The sequence below is a fragment of the Achromobacter sp. 1011791174 genome (assembly GCF_059760925.1).
In genome coordinates this window covers 1-11,281 of record NZ_JCBANH010000017.1, presented here as the reverse complement: position 1 = coordinate 11,281, position 11,281 = coordinate 1, and the positions used below count along the sequence as shown (strand labels likewise).

10 protein-coding genes are annotated in these 11,281 nt (G+C 66.3%); 3 read left to right on the top strand and 7 right to left on the bottom strand.

What is annotated here, in order from left to right; translation table 11 throughout:
• Positions 1 to 11: 11 nt before the first annotated feature.
• From AC6LJ5_RS08570 to AC6LJ5_RS08545, 6 genes are all read right to left on the bottom strand, one after another.
• Positions 12 to 1,268, bottom strand: coding sequence for a fimbrial protein (locus AC6LJ5_RS08570; protein ID WP_498140273.1), 1,257 nt, complete (start codon positions 1,266 to 1,268; stop codon positions 12 to 14).
• 51 nt (positions 1,269 to 1,319) lie between these two features.
• Positions 1,320 to 2,090 (bottom strand): fimbrial biogenesis chaperone, encoded by a 771-nt coding sequence (locus AC6LJ5_RS08565; RefSeq protein ID WP_498140272.1) that lies wholly within the window; start codon positions 2,088 to 2,090, stop codon positions 1,320 to 1,322.
• Entirely contained in the window at positions 2,087 to 4,642 is a 2,556-nt protein-coding gene (locus tag AC6LJ5_RS08560; RefSeq protein WP_498140271.1) for a fimbria/pilus outer membrane usher protein, read from the bottom strand. The genes AC6LJ5_RS08565 and AC6LJ5_RS08560 overlap by 4 nt, the downstream gene beginning before the upstream one ends.
• A 127-nt stretch (positions 4,643 to 4,769) precedes the next feature.
• The gene (locus AC6LJ5_RS08555) at positions 4,770 to 5,519 is read right to left on the bottom strand and encodes a fimbrial biogenesis chaperone (protein ID WP_103275123.1); all 750 of its coding nucleotides are present in this window, start codon (positions 5,517 to 5,519) and stop codon (positions 4,770 to 4,772) included.
• Positions 5,520 to 5,533: 14 nt separating this feature from the next.
• A complete protein-coding gene (locus AC6LJ5_RS08550; RefSeq protein WP_498140270.1) occupies positions 5,534 to 6,196 on the bottom strand; it encodes a fimbrial protein in 663 nt (220 codons plus the stop codon).
• 355 nt (positions 6,197 to 6,551) lie between these two features.
• Complete coding sequence (locus AC6LJ5_RS08545) at positions 6,552 to 7,592, bottom strand: metal-dependent hydrolase (protein ID WP_498140269.1); 1,041 nt, start codon at positions 7,590 to 7,592, stop codon at positions 6,552 to 6,554.
• A gap of 104 nt (positions 7,593 to 7,696) precedes the next feature.
• On the opposite strand from AC6LJ5_RS08545, the gene AC6LJ5_RS08540 reads away from it, so the two are divergent.
• From AC6LJ5_RS08540 to AC6LJ5_RS08530, 3 genes are all read left to right on the top strand, one after another.
• A complete protein-coding gene (locus tag AC6LJ5_RS08540) occupies positions 7,697 to 8,347 on the top strand; it encodes a DedA family protein (protein WP_103275126.1) in 651 nt (216 codons plus the stop codon).
• Between the two features lie 183 nt (positions 8,348 to 8,530).
• A complete protein-coding gene (locus tag AC6LJ5_RS08535) occupies positions 8,531 to 9,034 on the top strand; it encodes a hypothetical protein (RefSeq protein WP_103275127.1) in 504 nt (167 codons plus the stop codon).
• Between the two features lie 231 nt (positions 9,035 to 9,265).
• Positions 9,266 to 9,916 (top strand): dUTPase, encoded by a 651-nt coding sequence (locus AC6LJ5_RS08530; RefSeq protein WP_103275128.1) that lies wholly within the window; start codon positions 9,266 to 9,268, stop codon positions 9,914 to 9,916.
• Positions 9,917 to 9,996: 80 nt separating this feature from the next.
• On the opposite strand, the gene AC6LJ5_RS08525 is transcribed toward AC6LJ5_RS08530, so the two are convergent.
• Complete coding sequence (locus tag AC6LJ5_RS08525) at positions 9,997 to 11,109, bottom strand: NADH:flavin oxidoreductase/NADH oxidase (protein ID WP_103275129.1); 1,113 nt, start codon at positions 11,107 to 11,109, stop codon at positions 9,997 to 9,999.
• Positions 11,110 to 11,281: the final 172 nt, after the last annotated feature.

The following is an 11,281-nucleotide window of genomic DNA, read 5'->3' as shown; positions in this document are numbered from 1 at the left end:
ATCGCCCGCGATCAATCGTAGCGCACCTGGAAGCGCACGCTGCTGTTGGCCGGCCCCGGCGTCACCCCCCCTTGGCCTTCATGGTCGGTCCGCACATAATGCGCCGCCAATTCCAAGGTGGTCGTCTCGCCATCCTGCAGCGTCCCATACTGCGGAAACTGGATATAGGGTCCGGCTTCCGGCGCGTCGCCGATGTTCACCTCCTTGCCGGGATCGTCGCGCCGCGTCAGCACGATGCCGAGATTCCTGGCATGGTTGATGTCGCTCTGATCCAGCCGCAATACATTGGGCCAGCCAGGCACCTTGCCCTGGAAGCCCGGAGAAAACGATATCTTGGGCTTGGCCCGCGCCGCGCAGTTGCTCAGCGAAATGTCGAACGGCACGCTGCCGGCCCGGTCGCCTCGCCCGGGAAAGCTGCCCCGGGTCACGGGTCCCATGGGCACTTCCCTGCCGCTGCCCTGATAGCTGGCATCCACGGCGCACACCGCCGTCACGACCGGCGGCGTCGTGCCGCCCCCGCTGATGAGTTGATCGATATTGAAGTCGAAGCTGGCATTGCAAGGATCCATGATCGGCCCCAGGTCCGTGCCCTCGGCGACAGGCTGGGATTTCACTTGCACGATCTTGAAACGCATCCTGGCGCCCTGGTACCCGGTCGCCATGCCCGTCACGGGAAAGGCACCGATTCCGGGCAAGACATCGGAACCCAGCTTCACCAGTTCCACGCGCAGGCCAGTGAGGACTTCCGCTTCCGCACTGTGTACGCCCGTTCGCATGGCCAACTGCTCGCTATTTTGGACTGCGCGTATCTCAGTTGCGGCCGACACCTCGGTGGCATTGGCCTCGGGCCCCGCTCGTAGCCGGATCCCTATCCCCTGCACATTCGAGGGAAAGACGGTGCTGCCGTCTGGCCTAACCCCGGCCCACGTCGCTCCGGCCGCCAGGTAGAACCTGTCCGTCGAGGCTGTCGGCACCAGCGTGCCGATGGACGACAACGTGACCGACCTGACGGCCAACACGGTGCCGTCCGGGATGACCTGGCTGCCGCCCACGTTGCCGATCTGCGGAGGAATCCAGGCGCCCCCTGATGTCTGGCCGTCGCCGAGCGACGCAATGCGGCATGTGGTCGCGCGCGCCGGCACGTTCTGGGCCCAGGCATCGACAGCCGGCAACGCGACACCGCCCGCCAGCAACAGCCCGACCAGCAGCCGGCTGGCCGGCCCCTCTTGTGGCGCGCGGGTCGGGCGATGAAACAGACGGTGGAACATGGTTTCTCCTTCTAGCTATGCCCGGCCGGCCACGAGGCCAGCCGATCGGGCTCAATCGACGCGCGCGAACTCGGCCTGGGCGCTGCCGCGCTTGGCAGCCCCAAAGTCGTCCACCGACTCATAATCCAGCGACAGCCCGCCCTGATCGCGCGGCGGGGGCCAGCGTCCCACGAAGGACGCGGACGACAGGGGCGGAACGGTCAGCCCAGCCAGGCCATCCCCCTGGCTGCCGCGCACTTTCAGCGTCCGGAACGTGACGCTGTAGGGAGTGGGGTTTTCCGCCAACACACGCATCGAACCGTTGCCGGCATCGCGCCAGGTCCAGCGCAGCTTGCCCGGCGCATCGCTTGCCTTTCCTTGCAGGCCCTCGGGCCGGAACAAGACCTTCATCGACAGGTTCAGTTGCAGGCGCAGGCTGTTCTGTTCGTCGCTCACGACCGGCACTTCCAGGAAGTTCACCCAGAACAGGGACTCGCGATCCTTGGGCAAGGACTCACCGGTATAGCGCAACTGCACCGCCTTGCGCTCGTTCGGCTCCAGGCGCAGGAGCGGCGGCGTCAACACGAACGGCACCTTCAGCCGCGCCAGATCGTTGGCGTCCCGCGCCTCGCCCCGGTCCAGCCAGGACTGCACCAGGATCGGCTCGGCGCCGATATTGCCGACATAGACGCTGATTGCCTTTTCGCGGGCGGGATAGACGAAGCGCGTGCCATCGACGGACATGTCCGCCCTGGCGGCGCCGGCCAGCCCGGCCCATGCCGCCACGATCGCCATGCCGACCAAGCCCGCGTGGCGCAGTGCGAGAATGCGCCGGCCGATCATGGCTTCAGCCCCGCCACCGGCATCGGGCCGGCGGGTGATGCCGGCTCCGGCTGGCAGACGCTCTCGACCACATCGAAGCCGCTCTGGCCGCGCTCGCGCTCGGACAGCGCGTAGTCGATGCGGCAGCGCTGGTCGGCTTTGGATCCCCAGCGCACGCTGACGCGGCCTTCATCCTTGCGCACGCGCATGACGATGCGGCTGCCCTGGCCAACGCTGCCGATCACCTCGCCATCCTCGAGGTCGTAGACCTCGGCGCCGAATGGCAGCGGAGCGCCATCCCGCTGTTTGCCGTCGACCAGCACGGGCCTGGACCGGCGGGTGGGATAGGACAGCAGCACCACCGCGCCGGCGCGCGGCGCCACGGTACGCATATTGCTCAGCAGCTCTACGTCGTCGGCCATGTCGGCGGAATCCAGTTCCACGTTGTTGCTTCGATACGGCATCAGATAGGGCACCAGGCCATAGCCCCGCCCATCGATGCGGCTGTTGCGGTCGCGGGTGGTCCGCGCGTCCTTGGCGTCCGGCGCATGCAGCAGGCCGATGGTGTCGCCCAGGACCGGCGCCAGCGTGACCCCGCCCGCGTGCGCCAGCACGTTGCCCGAGGCGCGCAGGCTGGTCTGCCGATAGTCGCGCCCCTGCGAGATGCTGGCGCCCACCTGGGCCAGGCTGCCCAGGTAGTCCAGGTTGCCGTTGGCCGATGACATGCCCGAGCGACTGTTGTAGCTGGTGCCGAGCGAATAGTTGAACAGCGAGTCCTCGCCGGCCGATCCGCCCACGCTCAGGCCGGAATTGGTGCCTCCCGCGCCGCTATGGCTGGTGTAGCTGTTGAGCAGGGGCGCGTCGTAGGACTTGCCCAAGGGAATGTTCAGGTTGAGGGTGACCGTGGTCTCGCGCTCGCGTCCCAGCGAATACAAACCGCCGTTGACGGTGCTGCGTTGCACGTTCAGCGCGTAGGACACGCGGCCCCAGTTGTTGTAGTAGCCGCCGCCAAAATTGATGTTGCGGCCCGCGCGCTTCCAGTACTGGATCGCAGAGCCATTCAGGTAAAAGGAGCCCAGCCTGTCACCGAGCGACTGGTTGATGTTGACATCGATACGGTTGCGCAGCCGGCCGCCTGCATCGTAGTAGCGATCGGACTTCGGAATGTTGCGCTGGGCGACGGCCTCGTTGAAACCGACGAAGCCGCTGGTCGAATAGCGATATGCCAGCACCGAGAAATTCGTGCCCGTCTCGGGCAGATTCTTGCTGTATGACAATCGATAGCTGGAGCCCGATGATTTTTCATTGGCCAGCTTGGCGGTCGCCGCCGTGATGTCACCGGCCAACGCGCCCCATTCGGTGTTGAGCACCGCGCCCAGCAACACCGAGCGATAGTTGCCGCTGAGCGCCAGCCCCCCGTAGGCCGTGACCAGATTGCTCAGGCCGCGCCGCACCAAGCCTTCGAACACCGCCGGCCCGCCGCTGCGATAGCCCGAGGCCATGGCCTGCCCCAGCGACATCGAGTAACGCGTTTCGCCGGACTTCAGCAGTTCGACGGTCGTGGCGAAAGGCACCGTGAATCGGCGCGTTTCGCCATTGGCCTCGACGATGCGCACCTCCAGGTCGCCGCCATAGCTGGCCGCCTGCAGATCCTCGATGACGAACGGCCCCGCCGCGACCGTGGTTTCATGGACCAGGAAGCCACGTTGATAGACGCTGACCGTGGCATTGGTCTGGGCGGTGCCGCGTATGGTCGGCACGTAGTTGCGCCGCTCGTCGGGCAGCATGCGTTCGTCGCTGGCCACGCGCACGCCGCGAAACGAAACCGGATCGAAGTACCGCCCATCGGAAGATGTCTCGCCCAACAGCAGCTCGGATTTCCAGGACGGGATGCCGGTCACCGCGTACAGCCGGCCCCGTTGATAGCGCGAGCCTTCTCGCGATCCCCAAGCCACCGAGCCATCGTGCCGCACGCGCCAAGAGGCGACGTTCAGCCCGGCGCTCAAGCCCAGGTAGCCTCGGTCGTCGGAACGTCCGCCGCGCACGTACTGTGAATAGTAATTGCCGGTATAGCCCAGGCGCGCGGCGGTGATGCCGCTGTCCGACAGGGCCGGATCCACATAGATGCTGGCGCGTCTCGTACCCAGGTAGATGGTGGGCACGGTCAACAGCAATTGCTGTTCCGCCGCGTCGAACCTGGCCTGTGCGCCGGGAACATGGGTAGCCAGATCGCCGCAATAGGGCGTGTCTCCCAGCGCCGGACGCCCCTGCTCGGCAGCCTGGCGCTCAAGCTTTTCCATGTCGAACCCCGAACTGCGCAACAGTTCGACGGTGTAGCAAGGCGCCGCGCCATCCTGGCCGACGTCGCGGAATTCCACGAACGAGGCCCCGCGCCAGTTTCCGTTCACCAGCACATCGACGCGATACTGACCCGGCAACACGGCGTTAGGCTTTTCGAACCGGGAGAGATCGACGGAATCGTCCGAGACGCCGCGCAACAACATATTGGAATCGAACTGCACGTACTGCTTGGATTTACCCTGCGCCTGCGCATCCGCCACAATGACCAACATGCAAAGGCCCGCTATCCAGACCCGCCGTTGCCGCGACTTGCGCCTGTTTCCAGGACGAGCCGTCACCTGCATCGTCAAATGCATCGTTCTAGCCTTGCGAAAAAAATGGAGCCTTCAGAAGCGCCCGTCAGGGCAATGACAAGGGGCGCTGATACGAGTGCCTGCCGCCAAAATCATTGATGGCCCAGTAGTGGATCTGACTTTGGCCCGGCACGGGATTTCGACCGGCCGAAACAGGAAAACGCAACTTGGAAAATGGCGCCACCATGGCGTCCTGGCCTGCCCGGTCCAGGATCTCGCGACGCCCCGCCGTTTCCAGCTCGACGGACAAGAAGGACACGTGATACGGCGTCGGGTTGTGCACCTCAACGGCGCCTGCGCCTGGGACCAGCGTCCATTTCAAGCTGTCTGGCGCGTCCCCGGCATCTCCGGACAATCCGGTCGGACGAAAGAACAGCTTGACCCGGGTGCGAAACTGCAAGGTCAGCGCATTCTCCTCGCTGCTGCGCGGCGGAGTTTCCATTACGTTCAGGTAGAACAGCGACTCCCTGTCCGTGGGCAATGGCCGTTTGGCGTGGAACACACGCAGCAGCGCGCTGCCGTCAGGCTCGACCCTGGTCAGGGCGGGTGACACGATAAACGGCACCACCATCACTTCGGGCGACAAATCCGGGCGGCCGTCGTCAAGCCAGGACTGAGCGAGTATGGGATAGCTGCCCGGATTGCGCACCCGGATGCTGACATCCTTGGCCTTCTCTGGATAGACGATGCGCGTTCCCTCCAGAACCAGGGTTGCCTGCGCCACGCCAGCGCCGGCAACCCAAGCCATGACGCCCATGCACAACCAACGTACTGCAACACGCTTCATGGGCGTCATGCCTGCACCTCGACTTATCGGTAGGACACCTTGTATGCGATTTGCGAACCGGCGTTACCAGACTCGAGAGTGCCGCTGGCCCTGACATAGCCCGCCTCGAAGGTGAGGTCTCCGGCAAGGATCTGCGTGACGGCCGAATCGTTCGAGAACCTCAACTGAAGCGTCTGTACGTCGCTCGGAGACATGGTGCCTCGGAGGTCAAGCTTGTTGGTCTTGCCATTGCCGGCGTTCCAGATGCCGATCTCGATGCCTTTCGCCGGCTGGAAGCCAGTGACCATCAGATTGCCCGTGGCTCCATTGATGTTCGCCGAACCCTGGTCGAATTCAATGGCGGCGCCTCGCGTTTCGGTTTGTGCGGCGCCCGAGGCCGGGTTGGTAGGCAGAGGCGTGAGCAAGCTGCAATTGGACAGGCTGATCTTGAACGTCTGCTTGGAGCCAATGTTGGCGCCCACGGCCAGCGCCTTCGTCGCCGCATTGGGATCCACGTTGCCAAGCCGCACATCAGTGATGTTGCTCGCAGAACCTTGACCGCCATTGACGGAGCACGTGGTGTCCGACACGCTGCCCGTGAAGCGGATCTGACCGTCCCAGGCGGCCTGCGCGTGCGAAGCCACCGGCGCCAGAGCCGCCAGCAGCGCGCCGGCAGAAATGAGATACGAGAGAGAACTGCGCTTCATCGTTGTCGTTCCTTATTGATTGGAGAGATGAAACCGGCGCGCCGCGGCGACGCATCCAGGCCTTGCCATCGGCGGAGTACCGGAAACCCGGAATCCTGATGCCGTTCCCTGATGCGGATACAGCCCGTTTGAAGCACCCGGATCAAGGATTCGGGTACTTTGCCAGCGGGCACATTTCGGGTCTCTTGAACGAAAACGAAATCTAGCTAGTAAAAATACGAGTTCCCCCTTCCCCCTTGCACAATGGAAGACAAGAATGCGACGCAGGGTGAAGCGCCATGGCGCGGCCTCGCGCCTGGCGACGACGATGCGGTTGACGGCCGCGCGGCGGTGCGCGGCCGGCATGGGCACGAACCTAGCGCAAGGCCTGGTCCGACCAAGCTCGCAGCGGCAACGGCGGCTGCTCATCCAGAATGCGCGCCAATACCAGTTTCAGCTCCGGCCAGCCCCCGCTGGCGCTGGGCCAGCGGCTGGGCACGACCGCGATCCAGCCGGCCCCCGGCGCGCGCTCGGCCATCTTGAAGCGGAAGGTGTAGTGCCCCGCCACGCCCATGCGCAGGTCGGTCACCACCAGCGCATCGCCGATCACGTCATGGCGCAGCCAGTCGCCGGTGAACCAGCGCAGCCTGTCGTGCAGCGCGGATCCGGCCAGGTTGGCTCCAGCGTCCGGGTTGAGCGGCAGGCGCAGCCATTCCGGCGGCGTCCGATCAAACCAGCCCGATACGGCTTCGTAATAGTGATCGTCCGGCGTCTTGGCGATCACGCGCCATACGAGCGTATTGAACGGCATGGGCACGGCGCGCAAGGCCGTGACCTCGATGCCTTGCGCGACCATGGCATCGCGCACGCGGTGTTCGGCCGCCACCCTGCCCGCCAGACCGAAACCCAGATAGACCGTGCTGAATGCCAGCGCCGTCGCCAGCAATCCGCGCGCGCGCGCCGTCATGCCCGCCGCGACCGCGTACAGCGACGCCGCCAGCAGCGGCACCGTATAGACCGGGTCGATGATGAACACGGCCGCCCAGCTTTCCGGCACCGGCGCCAGCGGCCAGAACAGCTGAGTGCCATAGACGGTGAAGGCGTCCAACAAAGGATGCGTCACCAGAACCAGCCAAAGCGTCAGGAACAGCCGCCAGCCTCCGTATGGAGCCTGCGGCCAATACCGGCGTATCAGCCAAGCCAGCAGCGCCGCCAGGCCGGTCAGGACGAACAGCGAATGGGAAAACCCCCGGTGATAGGTCATCAATGAAACCGGGTCTGGATAGCGCATCAGCACGTCCAGGTCCGGCACGGTCGCCAGCGCGGCCCCCCAGAGCAGCGCCTTGCGCCCCTGGAAACGCCCCAGCAGGGCACCCTGTATGCCGGCGCCCAACACGGCTTGTGTAACGGAATCCATGATCCTCCGACAATCGGCTTCATTCATATGGCCGACGCATGCCGGTCCCACAATGCAGGCGTTAAGATACCCGATTGCATTCAGCTGATATTCAACTTCCGCACATGGATCAATACATAGACCAGATCGGCATGTTCATCGAGGCCAACCAGGTCTGGGCCGGACCGATCACCTTCCTGCTCACGCTGGGAGAATCCCTGGTGCTGGTGGGCCTGTTCATTCCCGCCACGGCGCTGATGCTGTTGACCGGCGGCCTGATCGGCGCCGGCACGCTGGATCCCTGGAACGTGCTGGCCTGGGGTGTCGCCGGCGCCATCGTGGGCGACGCGCTGTCCTACGGGCTGGGCCGCTGGGCCGGCCCCGGCGTGCTGCGCCGCTGGCCGCTCAAACAGCAACGCACAGCGGTGGCGCGCGCCAGGCTGTTCTTCTACCGCTATGGCTTCGCCTCGGTGCTGATCGGCCGGTTCCTCGGGCCGATCCGTTCCACCATCCCCACCGTGGCCGGCGTCATGGGCATGGCGCATGGCCGCTTCCAGCTGGCCAATGTGTCCTCCGCCATCCTGTGGATGCCGCTGATGCTGGCGCCGGGGTATGTCACCGCGCGCAGCCTGGGCTCGGCGGAAAACGCGCAACAGATCGCCATGTTGATCGGCGCCGGCTTTTCGGTGCTGCTGGGCGTCGGGCTGCTGGTCGCCATGCTGCGCAAAAAAGGGAGGCCCCAGCAGCCCCGAAGCGCGACGCGCCCCCCTCTCTAGGGACGCCCTGCGGACCGGAGCATGGACACCCCCGGAAGCGCTTGCACGCTTCTCCCTTGATGGGGCGCCGCTGAGGACCGGCGAAGCCGGATCCACGCGGCCCCGCTCTGGGAGAGCTGCAATGCGCTGGACGGGCTGCGTAGATGGCATATAGTGCTGGAATGACTGGAATGGAGATGGCTGATGGCTCTGGGCGGCGAACCGAAGAATGGCGATTACGCGCGCTATGTCGAAGAACTGAGCCGTTCCGGCGCGTCGGGCTTGCCCAGCGCGCCTTCGCCTGAAGCGACGCGGTCTCCCGGCGCGACATCCGGCAGCGCGTCCTCGTCGGCGAGCCCGCTGTCGTCCGCGCCCTGGGGCAATGGCGGCACGCCGCCCGCGCCGCAGTCCAAGTTGCCCCCCGCACAATCAGATAGCGACGCCGCGACGCTGGCCAAGACCGCCGCCAAGCGCGGCGTCGGCAAGGTGCTGACGGTGGCCGCGACGGTGGTCGGCCTGATCGCGGCGCGCATCGCGCTGCAGGCGCTGAACAGCCCGCAGGCCGGACTGGACGATTTCATGCCCGCGGTGTTCCTGGCCTTCTTCGCCTTCATGCTGTTCAAGGCCGCCGGCGACGCCCGCAAGCCCGGCAAGCCGCCCGCCGGCAAACTGCCGCCGCTGAAGTCCACCTACCGCAAGGACGGCTAGCAGCAGCCAGGCCTGGCGCGTCCCCTGCCGGCATGGCCCCGCCAGATGCGGCCTGCCGGCTGCCGCCGACCGGATACGGCTAGCCAGATGCGGAATGCGGCCGGCTGCCCGGCCAGCGCCCGGGCATGGCCGGCGCAGCGCCCCGGAGTGCTAACATCTGCGCCCTGCGCGCGATCCGCGCAGGTATTCCCGCGTCAAACATACGGAGCGAAAGTGAACACACCCGTCGGATTGAACCCGGCCCAAGCGGCTACGATGCTGAAACTGCAGGATCACCTGAACAGCATGATCAATCCCGCCTGGGTGACCAGCGGCTCGCGCTTCCTGCGCGCCGCGTTCGTGGAATCGGCCGAGGCGCTGGAACACCACGGCTGGAAGTGGTGGAAGAAGCAGACCATCGACCTGCCCCAGGTGCAGATGGAACTGGTCGACATCCTGCACTTCTACCTGTCGCACACCATCGTCCAGGCAGGCGGATCGATCGAAGGCGCCGCGGCCGAGCTGATGCGCGACCTGGCCGGTCCTGGCACCGTCACGCTGGACGGCGCCGCGCGCGAGCTGGCCACGCTGGACGTGCCCGAGCTGCTGGAACTGATCGGCGGACTGGCCGTGTGCGGCCGCGCCAGCTTCAAGGTCCTGGAACGCACCATGACCGCCTGCGAGATGGGCTGGAACGACGCCTACACCCAGTACGTGTCCAAGAACGTGCTGAACCTCTTCCGCCAGCGGCACGGCTACAAGGAAGGCACCTACATCAAGATCTGGAATGGCGAGGAAGACAACGTGGTGCTGGCCCGCCTGATGTCCGCGCTGGACCCGGCGCAGGCCGATTTCGCCGACCAGCTGCAGGACCAGTTGGAGCAGGCCTACGCCAAGCTGTAGTTCCTGGCCCGCAGCGGCGGTTCCAGATAAAAAAAGCGCCGCCTTGCCAGCGGCGCTTTTTCTTGCGTGCCGAATCCGCGTCAGCGCTGGCCAAAGCGCGTTTCCCCGAACAGCGCCTTGTGCTCGCGCGGCTGCGAACGCCAGTACTGGCGCGGCGCGTCGACCTGTCCACCGAGCTGCGCGGCCGCATGCCAGGGCCAGCGCGGGTCGTACAGCATGCCGCGCGCCAGCGCCACCATGTCTGCCTGCCCGCTGGCCACGATCTCCTCGGCCTGGGCGGCCTCGGTGATCAGTCCCACCGCGATCGTGGGCATGCCGACGCGGCGCTTGATCTCAGCGGCGAAAGGCACCTGGTAGTTCGGCGCGACCGGGATCTTCTGCTGCGGCGACACGCCGCCGCTGGACACATCGATGAAGTCGCAGCCGCGCGCCTTCAGCGCGTCGGCGAAGGCCGTGGTCTGCTCCAGGTCCCATCCGCCCTCCACCCAGTCCGTGGCGGACACGCGCACGCCCAGCGCGACGGATGCCGGCACCACGTCGCGCAGCGCCTGGAACACTTCCAGCGGGAAGCGCATGCGATTTTCCAGCGAACCGCCATAAGCGTCGTCGCGCCGGTTCGCCAGCGGCGACAGGAACTGGTGCATCAGGTAGCCATGCGCCGCGTGCAACTCGATGGCGTCGAAACCCAGCCGCAACGCGCGTCGGGCGCTGGCCACGAACGCATCGCGCACGCGGGCCAGGCCGGCGGAATCCAGCGCCTGCGGCGCCGGCTCGGATTCATTGTGCGGCAGCGCCGAGGGCGCCCAGCCCTGCCAGCCTCCTTCAGCGGACGGCACCAGCTGCCCGCCATCCCAGGGGGCGTGGCTGGACGCCTTGCGCCCGGCGTGGCCGAGCTGGATGCCCAGCTTGATCGGCGAATAACGGCGCATGGCCGTCACCACGCGGCCCAGCGCGGCCTCGGTTTCATCGGACCACAAGCCCAGATCGCCGGGCGTGATGCGGCCGTCGGGCTCCACCGCCGTCGCTTCGACGAACAGCAGCGCCGCGCCGGACAAGGCCAGATGGCCCAGGTGGATCATGTGCCAGTCGGTGGCACAGCCGGCGTCGGCCGAGTATTCGCACATGGGCGCGATCACGATGCGGTTGGCCAGTCGCAGGGGACCGGCCTGGGTGGGGGTGAACAATTGGCTCATGCGCAAGCGTCTCCGGGCAATGAAGCGCACAGCATAGCGCCGGCGCGCCGCGCACGGGCCGATCCCTGACGCCGCGACAGGGTCAAATCCCGCCGTGCGGCCCTGCGCCCGGCGCACACGACACGGCGCTCCCTGCCCGCCGCCGGACACGCGCGACATGCCTGCCCCCGCC